We start from the raw sequence: 17110 nt of genomic DNA on the forward strand, positions 1-17110 counted from the left end.
CGTTGCAAATGGGGTTTTAAAAACACTTTTAAGGGGGGGTGTAGTTGTGAAACGGCTCTTTGTCGGTACGGTGTTGGTGCTCTTTGTGCTTGTGTCCTGCGCTTTTGCTGCTTCCCTCAAGGACGTGGTCATTGAAAAGTCCTTCTACGGATTCACCAAGGATGGTACGCCCATTGACCAGTACACCCTTGTCAACGCCAACGGAGCAATGGTGAAGATTATCAACTATGGTGGCATTGTTACCGAACTCTGGGTTCCGGACAAAAACGGCCTTCTCAGGGATGTTGTCCTTGGCTTTGACACCCTTGCAGAGTTCGAAGGGCCAAATGACCCCTACTTTGGCTGCATAGTTGGACGGTATGCCAACCGTATAGCCCAGGGACGGTTCACCATTGATGGGGTAACGTACCAGCTGGCATGCAACGATGCTGGTGGCGCCCGTCCCAACATGCTCCATGGAGGAGTTAAGGGGTTCCAGGATGTGGTTTGGAAAGCCATTCCGATGAAGACGCCCGAGGGACCTGCCCTGCGGCTCAAGTACCTGAGCCATGACGGCGAGGAAGGTTTCCCCGGGAATCTCGACGTGACCGTTACCTATACTCTGACCAACGACAACGCACTGAAGATTGAGTACGTGGCGACCACGGACAAGCCCACCGTTGTCAATCTCACCAATCACGCGTACTTCAACCTCGAAGGCGAAGGTTCGGGAGACATTTTGAACCATGAGCTCATGATTGTGGCAGACAATTACACTCCCGTTGACAACAATCTCATCCCTACGGGCGAAATTGCCCCTGTTGCTGGAACTCCTCTTGATTTCCGCGAACCTCATAAGATCGGTGAGCGGATCCAGGCCTTTGCCGAGCCACCGTTCAAGGGTTATGACCACAACTTTGTGCTCAACAATCAGACCGGGGAGCTTGCACTGGCGGCGCGGGTGAAAGCTCCAGAAAGCGGCATCGTTATGGAAGTGTACACCACCCAGCCTGGTGTGCAGCTTTATACGGGCAACTGGCTCGACCTTAAAGGGAAGGGCGGCAAGTACTACGGGCAGTACGCCGGGTTCTGCCTTGAGACGCAGCATTACCCCGATTCTCCTAACCACCCGAACTTCCCGAGCACGCTCCTTTCTCCCGGAGAGGTGTACAAACAGGTTACGATTTACAAGTTCCTCACCGAGTGAGTCTCTATCCTTTCCCTGTCCTTCCCCTCCTGGGGAAGGACAGGGTTGTCTTTCGGGAAAGTCTCTGGTAATATGAGAGCAAAAGAAGGGTGTTCTTTTAACTCCGGGAAAGGGTTTTGCACCAGTGGGTAAAAAAGTTACTATAAGGGACATCGCAAAAGAACTCAACGTTTCCATTGCCACTGTGAGTCGGGCTTTGAGTGGAAAGGGAAAGGTTAATCCGGAGTTGCGAGAAAAGATTGTTCGGAGGGCGCGGGAGCTAGGTTATACCTTTTCTGGAATTTTTCCCCTCCCGCAGCCAAAGAGAGTTGTGGTGCTGTTCCCGACAGACGCCTTCTTCTGGGATAAAGTGGAAGAGGGCATCGGTGATGCTGTGCGCTCGTTCGCTCCGTGGGGAATCCACTTTGAGATGTACCGAACCCAAGGTCACAATCTTGGCGAACAAACGGCAATCCTGGAGAAGCTTCTCCACGGGGAGCGCATTGACGGTCTTGCCATCGTTCCCTCAGACCTTACCCGTCTTGATTACTTCATTAACGCTTTCTTCATCCGGGGAACCAGAGTAGTGACTTTCAACGTTGACGCCCCTTTGAGTAAGCGCGTCTTCTATGTGGGTCAGCATGGTGGAGAAGCAGGGAGGATGGCGGGGCGCATTTTTCAGCTTCTTCTGGGGAATAGAAGAGGAGTTATCTACACCCTGACCACTCACAAGCAGGCGCCTTCCCACGTTATGCGCTGGCAGGGACTCACTGACTTTGTGCGGGAACGAGGTCTTCCCTATGACGTATCCAGAGTGGTGGAGGTCAAGGGTGAAGAAGAAGCCTATCGGGTAGTCAAAGAGGAACTTTTGAAAGAGGAAGGGCTCTGTGGGATTTTCGTGAGTACTGCTTTTGGGAACTGTGGCGTGGGAAGAGCCCTGAAAGAGTCGGGGAAGCGGGGCATTGTGGTCGTGGGAAATGACCTGGCAAAAGAATGGGAAACCTACCTTGAGGAGGGGATTATTGACTGTTGCCTTTACCAGTACCCCTATCTCCAGGGCTTTCTGAGCCTTGCCTTCCTTGTGCAGCATTTGCTTTTCGGCTTTACCCTGGATGCTCCTACTTTCTATCTCCCCACCGTTCCCGTTTTCTCGGGAACCTCAAGTAGCCAGAGTGTTCAGCAATTCGAGCGGCTTTTGAGCCGAACGCTCCTTTGGGAAGCGGGAAGAACCCCGCAAGCGGCGTCAGTCCCTGGAGGGGGGTTGCCATGACTTCCAAGGAACGTGTTATTGTTGCTCTCTCCCATGGGGAACCTGACCGTGTCCCCATAACGGCAAGTTTCACTCCGGAGTTTGCCAACCGTCTGCGCCAGCATCTCGGCCTGCCCCCTCAGGATCTGAATCCCCATGGAGGCGTCGTTCACGACCTTGAAGAAGCCCTGGGGCTTGATATTATCCAGTACTCGGTGGGAATTGCCAATTCTTATTATGCTTCTTCAGAGGATGTATACGTTTGCGAATGGGGTATTACCTGGAAGCAGGTGGAGTACGAGACGCCCTTTGGAAAGGGAAGGTATACCGAGATTGCCGGGCACCCTCTTTCTCAAGACGAGAATATCGCTTCCTACGTCCCTCCTGACCCCCATCGGGAGGAACTCTACGCTCCTTTGCAGGAAGTTCTCAAGCGGTACGGGAAGGATTACTTTATCCTTGGGGTTACCGTCTGCACGATCTTTGAGGGAGCATGGTATCTCCGGGGTTTGGAGCGACTTCTTGTGGATATGGTGACCGATGAGGAAAAGGCTAACGCTATCCTTGATATTCCCTTTTACTTCCACCTTGAAGCAGCCAAACGCCTCGTCAAGATGGGTGTAGATGGCATCTGGCTTGGGGATGATGTGGGAACGCAACGGGGAATGCTGATTGCTCCTGACCTCTGGAGGAAGTACCTGAAGCCCCGTATGGCTGTCATCTGCTTGGAGTTGAAGCGTCTCAACCCGGATATTTTCATTGCCTATCACAGCGATGGCAACATTGAACCCATCATTGAGGATCTCATCGAGATTGGCATTGATGTTCTGAATCCGGTGCAGCCAAAGGCAATGGACCCTGAGGTCCTGAAGAAGCGGTATGGGGAGAGGCTCTCCTTCTGGGGGACCATTGATGAGCAGGAGACATTACCCTTTGGCACTCCTGAATCGGTACGGCGAGAGGTCCAGAGGCGGATGCAGACTATGGCTCCAGGTGGAGGGTTCATCATTGCTCCCACCCACCACGTGCAGCTTGACACACCTCTGGAGAACTTTCTGGCTTTTCTTGAGGCGGCGAGGACGTACGGAATGTATCCTGTTCGGGTGTGAGGGAGGTGAGAAAGGGCTAAGAAAAGCCATTTTTGGGATTGCGTCTTTCGGGGTTCGCATGTTTGAGGATTCCGCAAAAACTTTGAAAGGAGGGAAGCAGGATGAAGCGGAATCGGTTGTGGGTGTTGGGATTCGCGATGTTTCTTATCCTTGGTGGTTTGGTGACTTCGGTGCTTGCCCAGGAGGAAAGCCCCTTCAAGGATATTACCATTCGATTCTTCTGCGGTGGACCTCCGGGGTGTCCGTTTGCGAGCGTCGTGTACCGTGGTGCTCAGTTGGCCGAAAAGCTCATGGGCTGCAAGGTAGAGTATGTCTGGTCGAACTGGGATCCCGAGATGATGGTGCGCCAGTTCAAGGAAGCTGTTGCGGCAAAACCTGATGGTATCGCTGTTATGGGCCATCCTGGAGACGATGCTCTTCTGCCCCTTATTGACGAGGCTTTCGCGCAGGGCATTATCGTGACTTCACAGAACACCACCCTTCCTAAGGCTGAAGCAAAGTACAGGTCAAAAGGCTTTGGTTATGTTGGCCAGGAGCTGTACGAGTCCGGACGGCTCTTGGGTCAGGGATGCCTCGAGCGTTTCGACCTCAAGGCTGGAGACCGGGCTATGGTCTGGGGTCTTCTCTCGCAGCCTACTCGCGGTCTCAGAACGAAGGGGGTTATCGATGCTCTGGAAGAGGCAGGGCTTGTTGTGGACTATCTCGAGATTTCCCCTGAAGTGAACGCTGATGCTCCCCTTGGCGCTCCAGTTTTTGCTGCGTATGTTTCCTCGCATCCAGATGTTAAGCTTGTGGTTACGGACCATGGTGGGCTCACCGCTACTTTAGAAACATACTTTAAGGCCGCCGGGAAGGGACCTGATGACATGTATGGCGCTGGATTTGACCTCTCCCCGGCCACCCTTGAAGCCATGCGGAAAGGGTACTGTGACCTGATCCATGACCAGCAGCAGTTCCTGCAGGGGTTCCTGCCGATTGTCCAGCTCTGCATGAGCATTAAGTACAAGTTTGCTGGCCTCCATATCGACACCGGGTCTGGGCTTGTGGACAAGACCAACGTTGAAGAAATCGCTCCGCTTGTGGAGCAAGGGATTCGGTGAGAGGATGGCTGAACCTTCTGAAGTTCTCGTCAAGATGGTCAATATTCGGAAATCCTTTGGGCATGTGGAAGTGCTCCGAGGGGTCAACTTCGAGGTAGGGTATAACGAAATCGTCGGACTTCTGGGTGACAACGGTGCAGGAAAATCAACGCTCATCAAGATCCTCACTGGTGTGCATCAGCCTGACTCGGGAGAGATTTACTGGAAGGGGAAAAAGCTCGTCAATTACTCTGTGGCCAAGGCAAGAGAACTGGGTATTGAAACGGTCTTCCAGGAACGGGCGCTTTCGGAGCAGCATTCCCTCTGGCGCAATATCTTCATGGGTCGGGAGATCACCAACCGGTGGGGGTTCATAGACATTCGGAAACAGAGAGAAGAGGCTGAACGAATCATCCGGGAATACATGGGTTTCACTTCTTCGGCACTCAGCGTTGACGCTATAGTCGGGACCATGTCCGGAGGAGAAAAACAGGGTGTGGCGATTGCAAGAGCTCTGCACTTTCAGGCAGACCTCATTATTCTCGACGAACCAACAACGGGTCTTTCACTCTCCGAGACACAGAAGGTGTTGAGCTTTGTTGAGGAGATTAAGAAAAAGGGGAAATCGGCCATCTTCATCACCCATAACATCTACCACGTGTACCCGGTGGCGGATCGCATTGTGATTCTTGACCGGGGAAGGGTGGTAGGAGAGTTTATGAAAGCGGCGATTTCCCTGGAAGAACTCGTTGAAAAGCTCTACCTTGTGGCCCGTACTGGTCGTCTCAATGGTGAGGGTGAGACCTCGCAGAAGACACCGACGACCCCTCATGGTCTTGAGTCGCTCATGCCCTAGAAAAGACCCCGGCGAGCAGCCGGGGTCTTTTCTTTCTAAGTCTTTTCTGGGGGGAAAAAGAATGAGGAACAGATGGCTTTCGGAGAATAGAACGCAAGTCAGCATTCTCTTTGTCCTCTTCGTTTTGCTTTTGCTTTTCATCATCAGTAGTCCAAAAACTTTTCTCTCCGGGGATATCTACGCTGCCTTTATGTCCACGATACCGTTTTCAATGATTATGGCCCTCTCGCTTACCCTTGTTGTAATCTGTGGCGAGATGGACCTTTCCTTTCCCTCCATTATGGGGTTTTGCGGGTACGTTTTCACCCAGGTTTTCCATGCCACGCGAAGTGTTGCTCTGGCCCTTCTTATTTGCATTATTGTTGGTCTTATTGCTGGATACCTCAATGGTCTTCTCGTGGTGAAGCTTCGCCTGCCTTCTCTTGTGGTCACCATTGGTACGCAGTTTTTCTGGGCCGGTCTTACCCAGGTCCTCTGTCAGGGGTTGGGGAAGACTCTGGTTCCTACCAAGGAGAGCCCCCTGTACTACCTCCTTGTGGGGAGAGTTCTAGGGAAAATTCCGGTTCAAATTTTCTGGGCCGTGGTGGTGGGCTTTTTCCTCTGGCTTGTTTTGAACCGGCATCGGTTTGGGGCCCATATTTACTATACTGGAGACAATGAGGCCAGTGCCCGGGTCATGGGAGTCAATGTGGACCGGGTAAAAATCATTGTCTTTACACAAATGGGCGGGTTTGCAGCCTTTGCAGGAGTCCTCGCGAGTTTAGAGGTCCTTTACTTCTGGCCCACTCTTGGCCAGGGGTATCTCCTGAAAACCATTGCCGCCGTTTTCCTCGGTGGGACACCTGTTGAGGGTGGTGTGGGGACGATCTTCGGGACCTTCATCGGAGCCATCATCATTGGTATTCTTGAGGCTGGCATCATTGCCATGGGGCTTTCAGGGTTCTGGACACAGCTCGTTTACGGTCTCATCATTGTCATTTCCATTGCGATTCATTCAGTCCTGCGGCGAAGGGTGGCTTGAGGAGGGCAGGTCTGTAAGCCGAGTTCTGTACTCTCCCTGAGGGAGAGCGGCAACCATCTATCTGGGGAGTGGGTCACCCCACTCCTCAAGCGGCTAACCCGAAGGTCAGCGAGCCACCTCATCCCTTCCTATTTAGCCTTGCTCCGGGTGGGGTTTGCCAGGCACGCCGGTCACCCGACGTCCGGTGAGCTCTTACCTCACCTTTTCACCCTTACCCCTTACGGGGCGGTATGTTTTCTGTGGCACTTTCCTGGGGTTACCCCCACTGGGTGTTACCCAGCACCCTGCTCTGTGGAGCTCGGACTTTCCTCAGGGAGTTTTTCGCTCCCCGTGGTTGCCCGACCTACCCTCCTCAGCAATTATAACCGGACACGGGAAGTGAGTATTTCGGAAGCCAGGGAATCCGCTCGTTGATTTTTCTCCCGGGGAATGTGGGTAATGGTGAACGAGGGAAATCCCTGAATACGCTCTTTCGCCAGTTGGTGAAGGGAGGAAAGCCTGGAAGATCGAACCCTGTAGGTACCCTGGAGCTGTCGGACCAGAAGCTCACTGTCGGAAAAGACCGAGAGTCTTTTCACCTTCCACTGGCGCAAAAAGTCAAGGGCCAGAAGCAATGCCCAGTATTCTGCCTCGTTGTTCGTTGCGACTCCAATCCGGGAGGCCATTTCAAAGAGTACGTTGCCATCCCCGTCGCAGACCACAAAGGCTGCAGCGCTTTCCCCCGGATTTCCCTTTGAGGCACCGTCAACAAAGACCAGGAGTTCGTCGAATGGCTCAACAGAGGAATCGTCCACAGTTTGGGCACCTCACGACGCCTTCTCTTCTTCGGACCGCTTTGGCCACCACAGTGGGCACAGTGAGGTGGCATCCCTCACATATTTCCCCTGCAAGGGGAACAACAGCGTTTGGGAATTTTTTTCGAAGGTCTTCGTAGTGGATGAGGATTTCCTGGGGGAGCAGGGCGGCGATACTTTCTCGCTCCGCTTCAAGGGACGCAAGGTCTGACCTCAGGGCAGCAATTTCTGTTTCTATGAGGGCCATCCTCTGGACAAGGTCCTTTTCGCGCTCGGAGGATAGCTTTGTTTTCTCCCGAAATTCTCGCTCCAGGTTTTCCACGTTTTCCATCTCAAGGAGAATCTCGTCCTCAAGGAGACTTTTGGTTTCTTCGAGTTTTTTCATGCTTTTTTCCCACTGAGCGAGTTCCTTAGAAGAGGTGATTTCTCCGCTGTAGAGTTTGTTCTTTGTGGTCATCCACTTCTCTTCAGCCTCTTTGAGTTCAAGTTCCTTTCTTGCCAGCGCAAGACGGGTCTGCTCAAGAGCCTGCTTCAGGAGGCGAAGTTCCTCTTCTATCCGCCTTTTTTCTTCTTCAAGGGTTTCTCCTTCCCTGGTTCTTTTGGTAATCCTCTGTTTTAGGTTGTCTCCCCGGCGATCTATTTCCTGGAGTTTCTGTAAAAGCCCAAGGATATCACTCATGGGACATCCTCTTCGAAGAGGATACCGACCTTCAAACCTTTCTTTTGCGCTTTTTCTCTCAGGAAAGGGACGAGTTCTCGAAGTGCCCGCCGTTCCCCCTCACCATGAGGAAGGTGAAGGTAAGAGATACCGGAAAGGCGGAGTGTCTCGATGTCGTGATGGGTCAGGTCTCCGCTGATGAAGAGATCAGCCCTTTCTTCAAGGACCCTGGTAACGAGCCTTCTTCCGCTTCCAGGACAGAGGGCGATTTTCTGGAGAGCTTCCTTTCTCTCCCCAAAGAATTCCGTGCGAGGTATCGCCAGGGAAGCTATTCTCTTTTCGAAGACCTCCCATGGGAGAGGAGAGGAGAGGTGTACTGTTCTTCCAAGGCCTGCTGAGGGGGAAAACGTCACAAGAGGATAGGCGTCCACGACGGGCTGTTCATAGGGGTGGGTCTTGTGGAGAGCTTCCAGAACCTTTTCAAGGCAGGAAGGCATCACCTCGACTTCAACCCGGATTTCTTCCACCGTCTCTCGCTGACCGGGGGCACCAATGAAAGGCCGGGCTTCTGCCCGGGGAAGGAAGGTTCCCGTTCCCGGAAGAAAGAACGCACACTCCTCGTAATTTCCTATAATCCCTGCGCCCTGGTCGAAGAGAGCCTTGAGAACCTCATCGAGATGGGAAGGAGGAACAAAGGTCACAATCTTGTATTTTCTTCCGTGCGTTGCTGGTAATAAAGGTTTTGTGGATCCCTCAAGTTCCAGGAGTCTCACCCACTGATCGGCAATCCCCCCTGGCGCAAGGTCGAGATTGGTGTGATGGGCAAGAACGGAGATTTTCTGGAAGTACAGCTCTGCAAGCATGGAAAAGAGAGGGTCTAAATAAGAGAGCCTGCTGAGGGGTTCCCAGAGGGGAGGGTGGTGAAGATACAGAAGGTCGATTTTTTCTCTTGTGGCTTTCTTGAGAACCTGGGGGTTAAGCTCTAAAGCTACCATGACTCTTTCTACAGTGTCTTTTGCCTGGACCTGGAGACCAACGCGGTCTTCAGGAAGAGCAAGGGAGGAGGGGAACATTTCTTCAAAGAACCGGACAACGTTCTGTAATGGCTCCATCGCTCCTCCACAGGAGAGAAAATGGTGGGTCCACCCGGATTCGAACCAGGGACCGACCGGTTATGAGCCGGCTGCTCTACCGCTGAGCTATGGACCCACGGGCAGTAAAAATATACCATACTCTTTGGATTTTTATCAAGGCCTGCTGCGTTCTCGCCGTTTGGAGTAACTCCTGCCATGGTCTGCAGGGTTTCCCATTGTGCTTTTTCACTGGGAAGCATTGCACTCATCCAGAAGCAATCTGCGCTGGAGAAGACATCCATAATGTCAATTAGAACAGGGATTTCCCCTTGACCGAGGAGTGGGGTACTTTGTGAAGCGCCCCCCTTGACAGGAAGGTATGAGAACGTTATCATATCCCCTGGAAAGGGGCAGAGCATGGAGAGGAAAATCGTCACCATCAAAGATGTAGCAAGGGAAGCTGGGGTTTCCGTTGCTACTGCGAGTAGAGCCCTTGGGAACTACGGGTACGTAAGTGAAGAAACACGGAAAAAGGTTCTCGAGGCAGCAGCAAAGCTCAATTACAATCACAATCTGGTGGCAAAGAGCCTGCGTACCCGCCGTACATTCACCATAGGATACCTTCTCCCAGACATCACCAACCCCTTCTATGCTGGCATTGCGCGAGGAATTCAGGACGTGGCTTTTGCCCGGGGGTACAGTGTGATTCTTTGTAACAATGATAACGATATCACAAAGACGGAACGGTTTTTCAAAATGTTCCTTCGCAGCCGGGTGGAAGGGATTATTTATTCGACCCCGTACAACGAGGCTTTGAGAGAAATGGTCGAGAGAGCTATAGAAAGTGGCATTCCTGTCGTTAACTGCTATGGATCAACCCGTGTTCCTGCACTCGATGTGGTATGGAGTGATGCTTCTTCAGGCTGCTACAAGGCTATGCGGTATCTCCTTGAACTTGGACATCGAGAGATTGCCATTCTTAAGGTCAAGGAAAGTGGAGTGAGTAAACGTCGTCTCGACGGTTGTCGGAAAGCACTGGAAGAATTCGGCGTACCCTTTAATCCAAGCCTGGTCATTGAGGCCAGCGATTATTCTCAGAAAAGTGGTTATCTGAGTGCCAAGATTTTTTTGAGAGATCGCAAAAAACCCTCGGCTCTCTTGGGTTTTAATGAACAACTGAGTATAGGGGTGTTGAGGGTGGCTAAAGAAGAAGGAATAAGAATTCCTGATGACCTATCTTTGATTGCTGTGGACGATATTATTGCCGGAGTTCTGGAACCTCCCTTGACTGCTATAGCTATTCCTAAGCACGAGGCTGGAGAAATAGCTGCTTCACTTCTTTTAGAGCGAATTGAACGAGGTGACAAAATTCCCCCTCGTCAGATTGTCTTGGAGGAGCAACTAGTGTTGCGGTCTTCAACCCAGGCACCTAAAAGGGAGGGATAATATGACGAAGAAACCCCTGCTTGTACTTCTTGTTCTTCCTTTTTCGCTTTTCCTTATTAGCCACACGGTTCCTTTTTTCTACGGACTTAGTCTCTCTTTCTTTAGCTCCACCGGTCATTTCGTTGGTTTGAGAAACTATCTGGCGCTCTTTAAAGACCAAGCCTTTTGGAATGCCCTACAATTCACCCTTACCTACGCTGGTGTGGTGGCTGTGGTGATGACTATCTTGGGCTTACTTTTGGGTATCTTCATCAATTCCTTGGAAAGGGGCCAGAATTTTGTGAAATCCATTCTCCTTATCCCCTGGGCGATATCCCTCACCGCTTGGGGGCTCCTGCTTCAGATCGCCTTAAGCCAGCAATTTGGAGTAGTGAACTACTTTTTACTGCAAGCAGGGATTATCAGAGAACGATTATCCTGGTTGGGAAACCCCTCTCTGGCAAGGGTATCGGTGATTTTGGCCCGGGTTTACAAAGACGTCTGGTTCAGCGCTCTCCTCTTTTTGACTGCTCGCCAGAACATTCCTCCAGAGCTCTACGAGGAAAGTACCCTTTCAGGGGCAGGTCCCTGGCAGAATTTTCGGTATATAACCGTCCCCTTGCTACGCCCAGCGATTCTCTATATCGGAATAATCCTTTTCATTTTTGCTCTGCAGGACTTTGACCTCATTTATGCTCTCACCGGGGGTGGTCCCGGTTTCGCCACTGAAGTAGTGTCTTTGAATATCTACCGTCATGGGGTCCGCTATGGAAATTATGAATACGGTATCGCCACATCAGTGCTCTGGAGTTTGATCATCTTGGGCTTTACCGGTGTAGTTTTTAGCCCCTTGCAAAGGAGGGTCATCGAGTGAGAAGGAAACGACGGGTTTGGGAGAGTGGTTTAAAGCTTCTGGGGTTCGTGGCAATCACCGTTTTAACGCTCTTTCCTCTTTATTGGATGATCAATGTATCTCTTTTGCCCGAAAAGGAAGTCATCCGCTCCATACCTCACCTCTTTCCTTCTCCGGCGGTGTCTACCTTCAAGTCCTATGTAGAAATCCTTACCAAGTATGAAGTCCCACGTTATCTTCTTAACTCCATAGTGATTGTTCTCTCTGCTTCTGTTATTACCCTTTTTTCGAGTTTTGCTGTTGCCTATGCACTGGCTAAGTATCGTTTCCGGCTGAGGAATTTTACCCAGTACTTTATCATCTGGCTTGTCACCCTCCCTTGGGTGGTCTATGTCTTGCCCATCTTTATCATAACAAGTCGCCTGGGACTTCTGGATAGTCATATTCTGATGGTTCTTCTTTATGGTTTTAGTGGCATACCGCTTTTTTCCTGGTTTGCCCTGCCTTATCTCTATTCTTTCCCTAACGAACTTATCGATGCTGGAAGATTAGATGGCTGTAGCGAGTGGGGAATTGTGTTACGGATCGTCATGCCTGCTCTAAGAAATGTCTTAATTGCCCTTTTTGTCCTGCGTTTTGTGTGGGCTTATAATGACCTTTTGTATTCACTCTCCTTTACTTTCCACCGGGCCAAAATGGTTATGCCTGCTCTTCTTGAGTTCCCCGGATACCTGGACATTCCTTTTGCTAAGATGGCGGCGGGAGGTTTTTTGGCCGTCCTTCCCATTATCATTATCGTGATCGTTTTTCAGAAGTATGTGGTGAGTGGGTTGGTTGGTCAAACTTTTAAATAGACTGAGGAGGTGATGCTGAGAGGATCAAAAGTTCCTGAAAGGCAGTTTGAGTATCGGGAAATGCTTAAAACCGAGAGAGGAGGGATGGTACGGTGAGGAAAATCTGGTTGGTTCTGGTGTTGGTATTGGGGATATCTCTGGGAATAGGAACATTAAGCTGGGCAGCAGCGAAGATTGTTTTTTACCTTCCGGCCTGGGGATTAGAACAGGGAGAAAAGGTCGTCGCTCTCTTCGAAAAGGAAAATCCGGGCGTCAAGGTAGAGATCATTAAAGGCCCTTCTACTTGGGATGAGCATGTGGGACGTACCAGTCTCTGGGTTCGCACCAAGTACTCGGGTGTGGATGTTCTTTACGAGGATGATGTATTCACCCTCGATGGAGCTCATGCTGGGGTGTGGGAAGAACTGACACCCTACCTTTCGGAGGAAGAAATAAACGATCTGGCTGATCTGCAGAAAGAATATATGAAGATTCATGGAGGAGTTTACCGGATTCCCTGGTGGAACGGGATGAGCTACATGTACTACCGGAAGGATCTTTTTGAAAAGGAAGGGGTTGCTCCACCTCAGACCTGGGAAGAGCTCCTGGTCATTGGGAAACGTTTTACCCGGGATACTACTGGTGATGGAACGCCTGATCAGTGGGGCTATGTCACTCAGGGAACCCCGGGTGAGATGTATAACAACTTCTGCGAGTTCCTCTACCAAGCTGGAGGAGAAGAATGGGAGCTTGCTCCTGGGGGTATTCCGGATGCGCGAGCCAAACAAGCCCTTGAATTCATGACTGAAGTCTATAGGAACATTGCCCCACCAGCACTCTCTGCCATCGGTTACGATGAGAGCAGGGGCCTTTTCCGGGAAGGCAAGGTAGCTATGCTCCGTGATTGGGCGGAAATGGGAAGAATCGCCGCAGTAGAGAATTTGAGTGATGTTGTTGGTGTCATGAACTTTCCGGCTGGTCCCGCTGGACCCTACGGCATTGGTCACTGCTGGGGAGTGGTGGTGAATAAGTACGGGGCGAATTTCAAAGCCAACAAGGACCAGGTTATTAAATTTGTTCGTTTCATGCTCCGGCCAGAAGTTCACCGTCTGACTGCAGTTTATGAAGGCCCAGCGCTCAATTCTGTTTTGAACGATGAAAATTACATGAACGAACTTGCTAAAGAAAACATTGTAATTCCCTACTTCAAGGAATTTCTCAAATACAGAAAGGTACGTCACTTCCCACCGGGGCAGGCTACTCCTTACCACGAAGGTATCGGGAAAATCGTCACGAAAGCAGCGATAACCGGAGAGCAGGGTGTTGAAGAAACACTCGTGGAGCTACAGAAGTGGATTGATCCTTTAATTGCACCATCAGAAGAGTAGATTCTGCCTCCACCCCCACCACTTGGTGGGGGTGGAGGCATAGAAGGAAGTATCTATCCTATGGAGGCTAGAGAGAGAATCCTCGCTGTCATTCGTCATGAGAGGCCCGACCGTATTCCCTGTGACTTCTGGGGGACACCTGAAGTTGTGGAGGGATTAAAAAAGTACCTGGGGGTGGAGGAAGACGTAGAACTCTGGAAAGCCTTGGGAATTGACAAGATTGTTGACCTCACCCCTAGCGTCCTCTGGGTACCAGTCTCGCGCTTCTATATTGGTCCTCCTCTTCCTGAAGACCAGGATATCTGGGGGGTCAGATACCAGCGCAAGACCTACCTCAACGGAAAAGCGGCCTATTGGGAAGTGAAAGAACACCCGCTTGCTCATTTGAGCACCATAGAAGAGGTACAGGATTCCTACACCTTTCCTAAGGTGGATTGGTTTGATTTCTCTACCCTTGTTGAGGAGTGCAAACGATACCAGGGTTATGCTATTCAGTGCGGGTACATGTCGCCCTTTCACACCTACACTACTCTCCGTGGTCTGGAGAGAGCCTATATCGATCTTGTGGAAAACCCCGAGTATGTTCACTTTGTGTTGGGGAAAATTGTTGATTTTCTCTATGCATTGCATGAAAAGCTTTTTGAAGCTGGCCAGGGGTGTATCGATATCGCCGAGGTAACTGATGACCTGGGGACTCAGCGGGGACTGGCGATGAGTCTCAAAATGATCGAAGAATTTCTCGTTCCCCACTACCGACGTCTCATTGGTCTCACCAAATCTTTCGGCATCAAAGTTTTTCACCATGATGATGGGGCAATCCGGGACGTGATTCCTCTCCTTATCGACCTGGGGATTGAAATCCTAAATCCCATTCAGTGGCGATTGCCGGGAATGGACCCCAGAGCCTTGAAGGAGGACTTTGGAAGGTCACTCTGTTTCCATGGTGGGGTAGACAACCAGGAAACCCTCCCCTTTGGAAGTCCGAAAGAAGTGGAAAAAGAGGTATGTTTCCTCCTTGAAACCCTGGCTTCCGATGGAACCGGCTTCATTGTGGCTCCCTGCCACAACATTCAGCCACTGACTCCGGTAGAGAATATTATAGCCCTTTACCGGGCGGTACATCACTATGGCCGCCTTTAAGAGAAAAAATGAATGCGAAGGACGTTCTTTCCCTTTTTGAGGGAACTTATCGGGGAACCGCTGTTCTCCGGGCAGGGTATTCCTTTCTTCTACCGCGAGGGGACAAAGAACGAGCACTTCGTGAACGTGGCTGGATTCTTTTTCACTTTGAGAGCGCATCATCTATAGAATTCCGTGGTGTGGAAAAAGGGGAACAGGAGCTCTGGAAGGAAGGGAGAAAGTACATTGTGCGCCGTCTTTCTACGCCTCGAGGTCAACTTACCGAGCTTTCGGTGATTGATCCTACTTATGGAAGTCGGTGGATAAAGGAGTTCTTTGTCAAAGAACCACGCGATTATGAGGTACTGATGTACGTATTAGAAAACACCTTTTTTTACCCTGTTTTTGATCCTCTCAGAATCTCTGAAGAAAACCTGGGTGAAGATGGCCTCGTTTTTGCTCACGTAGAGAGGAGCCCTTTTCAGAGGTTACTCCTTGACCTCGCTGGTCCAGAGAGGCTATTTACTGACCTTGTAGAAAGACCTGAGCTGGTTGAGGAGGTGCTGACCCTCTTGGGTAGGAAATCAGAAGAAGAGTACGCTATTGCGGCTTCCTCTCCGATTAAGGTGGTACACGTATGGGACAATATCACTGAGGACATGACGACACCTCGCTTTTTTGAGCGATATTGTCTTCCCTTTTATCATCGTGTTTCAGAAATCCTTCACCAAAAAGGGAAACTCTTTGCCGTTCACATGGACGGAAAGCTCAAGCATCTTCAGGAGCTTATCAGTGAAGCTCCTATCGACGTGATTGAATCATTCACCCTTCCTGGTGCGGGAGGCAACCTGGAAGTGAAGGAAGCCCAGCGAAAGTGGCCTGGGAAAAGCATTATAGCAAATATTCCAGCTTACTGGTGTTTCCAGGAAAGAGAGGCAGTAAGGGAGCACCTTTTTTCAGTGTTACAGGGTGTGGATCGGAGCCGGTTCATGTTCTGTGTAAGCGAAGACCTGCCCCCGCTCCGGATGTGGTCAGCGCTTACCACCATAACGGATATCCTGGAATCTTGGGAAAGAGAGGGATGAACAGTGAAGATCACTTTTATCGGTGCAGGAAGTCTGATTTTTACCCAAAGGCTCCTCGTGGACCTTGCGCGGTTGCCCTTTCCCCGTGAAAGGATAGAAGTTGCCCTTGTGGATATTAACGAGCGGCGACTTTCCTACATCACCCGAATCGCTCAGCGAATCTTTGCCGAAAATGGCATTCCTATTGAGAGAATCACAGCCACAACAGATCGAAGAGCGGTTCTTGAGGGTTCACAGTACGTTTTTATTTCTATTCTCGTGGGCGATATCGAAGCTATCCGAAAGGACATTGAAATCCCCCTGCGCTACGGGGTAGACCAGTGTATTGGGGATACCATCGGTCCTGGAGGTGTCTTCCGGGCTCTGCGGACCGCACCAGTGATTCTTGATATTTGCCGGGATATAGTGGAGCTCTGTCCCAAAGCCTTTGTCTTTAATTACACAAACCCCATGTCGATTCTCTGCTGGGTCGTGAAAGAAGAGTATCCCTCTTTACGGTTCTACGGCCTCTGCCACAGTGTCCAGCATACCGCAAGGCAGATTGCCGAATACATGGGTTGGCCTCTCGAGGACCTCGAGTACTGGGTCGCTGGAATCAACCACCAGGCCTGGTTTCTGGAGCTTCGTCTTCGAGGGAGGGATGTGTACCCTCTCCTGAGGGAGAAAGCCTGGGATCCCGAAATTGCGAAGAAGGATACCACCCGCGTTGAGATGCTCAAATACCTCGGGTACTTTGTTACCGAGTCGAGCGGCCACAATTCAGAGTACAACCCCTGGTTCAGGAAAAGACCAGACCTCTTGCAGCGCTTCACCCCAGGAGGGGGGTGGAACGGCGAAACAGGGTTCATCCTCAAGCTCTACGGAAAGGACCGGGAGAGTTACGAGCAGGAACTTGAGCGAATTGCAAGTGGCACAGAACCTATCAGTTACGAGGAGAGCGAAGAGTACGGGATGAAGATTATCTATGCCCTTGAGGGTGGGGGGATTTTCCGGGCGAATATCAATCTCCCCAACCGGGGTACTATCACGAATCTTCCCCCCCAGTGTGTTGTTGAAGTTCCCTGCTTTGTCGAAAAAGGGCGTATTCGGCCTGCTTTCGTTGGGGATTTACCATTGCAGCTTGCAGCACTCAACCGTATGGTGGTGCAGAGTCAGGAAATGGCGGTGCATGGTATTCTTGAAAAGCGCAGGGACTACATATACTATGCACTCTATTACGACCCTCTCACTGCAGCGGTTCTTTCGCTCGATGAGATCAAGAAGATGGTTGACGACATGTTCGAGGCAGAGCGGGAATACCTCCCCAATGAGTGGTATCATTCTTGACAATTCCTATCGCCATGGTATAATATCCCCAGCCTAGAAGCGATGAAGGGGATGAGTAGTCAGGAAGGGAATCAGAG

16 protein-coding genes, 1 tRNA gene, 1 other RNA gene and 1 other annotated feature (1 of these 19 cut by a window edge) are annotated in these 17110 nt (G+C 50.9%); of the genes, 13 read left to right on the forward strand and 5 right to left on the reverse strand.

The genetic code is table 11. From position 1 onward, the window contains the following. The first annotated feature begins 91 nt into the window (after positions 1-91). The 6 genes from ACP6EK_RS07245 to ACP6EK_RS07270 all read left to right on the forward strand — a co-directional run bounded on the left by ACP6EK_RS07245 (position 92) and on the right by ACP6EK_RS07270 (position 6479). A complete protein-coding gene (locus tag ACP6EK_RS07245; RefSeq protein WP_438318947.1) occupies positions 92-1186 on the forward strand; it encodes an aldose epimerase family protein in 1095 nt (364 codons plus the stop codon). 124 nt (positions 1187-1310) lie between these two features. Next, positions 1311-2435 (forward strand): LacI family DNA-binding transcriptional regulator, encoded by a 1125-nt coding sequence (locus ACP6EK_RS07250; RefSeq protein ID WP_438314686.1) that lies wholly within the window; start codon positions 1311-1313, stop codon positions 2433-2435. Beyond that, positions 2432-3523 carry a uroporphyrinogen decarboxylase family protein gene (locus tag ACP6EK_RS07255; RefSeq protein WP_438314689.1) on the forward strand — a complete coding sequence of 364 codons (1092 nt, stop codon included), beginning with the start codon at positions 2432-2434 and terminating at the stop codon, positions 3521-3523. The genes ACP6EK_RS07250 and ACP6EK_RS07255 overlap by 4 nt, the downstream gene beginning before the upstream one ends. A 101-nt stretch (positions 3524-3624) precedes the next feature. Then, positions 3625-4623: a sugar ABC transporter substrate-binding protein gene (locus tag ACP6EK_RS07260; protein WP_438314692.1), complete on the forward strand. Its 999-nt coding sequence runs from the start codon at positions 3625-3627 to the stop codon at positions 4621-4623. A gap of 4 nt (positions 4624-4627) precedes the next feature. Further along, positions 4628-5458 (forward strand): ATP-binding cassette domain-containing protein, encoded by an 831-nt coding sequence (locus ACP6EK_RS07265; RefSeq protein WP_438314694.1) that lies wholly within the window; start codon positions 4628-4630, stop codon positions 5456-5458. Positions 5459-5519: 61 nt separating this feature from the next. Continuing rightward, positions 5520-6479, forward strand: coding sequence for an ABC transporter permease (locus ACP6EK_RS07270; protein ID WP_438314697.1), 960 nt, complete (start codon positions 5520-5522; stop codon positions 6477-6479). Here the strand turns inward: ACP6EK_RS07270 and rnpB are convergent. The 5 genes from rnpB to ACP6EK_RS07295 form a co-directional block, all read right to left on the reverse strand. Then, an RNA gene (gene rnpB, locus ACP6EK_RS07275) (RNase P RNA component class A) lies at positions 6478-6829 on the reverse strand. The genes ACP6EK_RS07270 and rnpB overlap by 2 nt on opposite strands. A gap of 9 nt (positions 6830-6838) precedes the next feature. Further along, positions 6839-7273 (reverse strand): ribonuclease HI family protein, encoded by a 435-nt coding sequence (locus tag ACP6EK_RS07280; protein ID WP_438314700.1) that lies wholly within the window; start codon positions 7271-7273, stop codon positions 6839-6841. Continuing rightward, positions 7254-7952: a zinc ribbon domain-containing protein gene (locus tag ACP6EK_RS07285; RefSeq protein WP_438314703.1), complete on the reverse strand. Its 699-nt coding sequence runs from the start codon at positions 7950-7952 to the stop codon at positions 7254-7256. Before ACP6EK_RS07285 ends, ACP6EK_RS07280 begins: the two co-directional genes overlap by 20 nt. Beyond that, complete coding sequence (locus ACP6EK_RS07290) at positions 7949-9043, reverse strand: Nif3-like dinuclear metal center hexameric protein (RefSeq protein ID WP_438314706.1); 1095 nt, start codon at positions 9041-9043, stop codon at positions 7949-7951. The genes ACP6EK_RS07285 and ACP6EK_RS07290 overlap by 4 nt, the downstream gene beginning before the upstream one ends. Positions 9044-9065: 22 nt before the next feature. Further along, a tRNA-Ile gene (locus tag ACP6EK_RS07295) sits at positions 9066-9140 on the reverse strand. A 281-nt stretch (positions 9141-9421) separates the two neighbouring features. On the opposite strand from ACP6EK_RS07295, the gene ACP6EK_RS07300 reads away from it, so the two are divergent. The 7 genes from ACP6EK_RS07300 to melA all read left to right on the forward strand — a co-directional run bounded on the left by ACP6EK_RS07300 (position 9422) and on the right by melA (position 17033). Continuing rightward, the gene (locus tag ACP6EK_RS07300; protein ID WP_438314709.1) at positions 9422-10450 is read left to right on the forward strand and encodes a LacI family DNA-binding transcriptional regulator; all 1029 of its coding nucleotides are present in this window, start codon (positions 9422-9424) and stop codon (positions 10448-10450) included. A 1-nt stretch (position 10451) separates the two neighbouring features. Next, positions 10452-11303 carry a carbohydrate ABC transporter permease gene (locus ACP6EK_RS07305; RefSeq protein ID WP_438314711.1) on the forward strand — a complete coding sequence of 284 codons (852 nt, stop codon included), beginning with the start codon at positions 10452-10454 and terminating at the stop codon, positions 11301-11303. After that, entirely contained in the window at positions 11300-12136 is an 837-nt protein-coding gene (locus ACP6EK_RS07310; RefSeq protein WP_438314714.1) for a carbohydrate ABC transporter permease, read from the forward strand. Before ACP6EK_RS07305 ends, ACP6EK_RS07310 begins: the two co-directional genes overlap by 4 nt. 92 nt (positions 12137-12228) lie before the next feature. Beyond that, positions 12229-13503 (forward strand): extracellular solute-binding protein, encoded by a 1275-nt coding sequence (locus tag ACP6EK_RS07315; protein WP_438314717.1) that lies wholly within the window; start codon positions 12229-12231, stop codon positions 13501-13503. Between the two features lie 60 nt (positions 13504-13563). After that, positions 13564-14643 (forward strand): uroporphyrinogen decarboxylase family protein, encoded by a 1080-nt coding sequence (locus ACP6EK_RS07320; RefSeq protein ID WP_438314719.1) that lies wholly within the window; start codon positions 13564-13566, stop codon positions 14641-14643. Positions 14644-14822: 179 nt separating this feature from the next. Continuing rightward, positions 14823-15707: a uroporphyrinogen decarboxylase family protein gene (locus tag ACP6EK_RS07325; protein WP_438314722.1), complete on the forward strand. Its 885-nt coding sequence runs from the start codon at positions 14823-14825 to the stop codon at positions 15705-15707. 3 nt (positions 15708-15710) lie between these two features. After that, positions 15711-17033 carry an alpha-galactosidase gene (gene melA, locus ACP6EK_RS07330; protein ID WP_438314725.1) on the forward strand — a complete coding sequence of 441 codons (1323 nt, stop codon included), beginning with the start codon at positions 15711-15713 and terminating at the stop codon, positions 17031-17033. A gap of 33 nt (positions 17034-17066) precedes the next feature. Beyond that, positions 17067-17110, forward strand: a binding site (T-box leader); it runs 199 nt beyond the window's last position.

Source organism: Candidatus Caldatribacterium sp. SIUC1, assembly GCF_051549785.1.
Classification (GTDB): domain Bacteria; phylum Atribacterota; class Atribacteria; order Atribacterales; family Caldatribacteriaceae; genus Caldatribacterium.

Coding starts and splice junctions, on each gene's coding strand:
- ACP6EK_RS07255 (WP_438314689.1), top strand. CDS start 2,432: ATGACTTCCAAGGAACGTGTTATTGTTGCTCTCTCCCATGGGGAACCT.
- ACP6EK_RS07260 (WP_438314692.1), top strand. CDS start 3,625: ATGAAGCGGAATCGGTTGTGGGTGTTGGGATTCGCGATGTTTCTTATC.
- ACP6EK_RS07265 (WP_438314694.1), top strand. CDS start 4,628: ATGGCTGAACCTTCTGAAGTTCTCGTCAAGATGGTCAATATTCGGAAA.
- ACP6EK_RS07270 (WP_438314697.1), top strand. CDS start 5,520: ATGAGGAACAGATGGCTTTCGGAGAATAGAACGCAAGTCAGCATTCTC.
- ACP6EK_RS07285 (WP_438314703.1), bottom strand. CDS start 7,952: ATGAGTGATATCCTTGGGCTTTTACAGAAACTCCAGGAAATAGATCGC.
- ACP6EK_RS07290 (WP_438314706.1), bottom strand. CDS start 9,043: ATGGAGCCATTACAGAACGTTGTCCGGTTCTTTGAAGAAATGTTCCCC.
- ACP6EK_RS07300 (WP_438314709.1), top strand. CDS start 9,422: ATGGAGAGGAAAATCGTCACCATCAAAGATGTAGCAAGGGAAGCTGGG.
- ACP6EK_RS07305 (WP_438314711.1), top strand. CDS start 10,452: ATGACGAAGAAACCCCTGCTTGTACTTCTTGTTCTTCCTTTTTCGCTT.
- ACP6EK_RS07320 (WP_438314719.1), top strand. CDS start 13,564: ATGGAGGCTAGAGAGAGAATCCTCGCTGTCATTCGTCATGAGAGGCCC.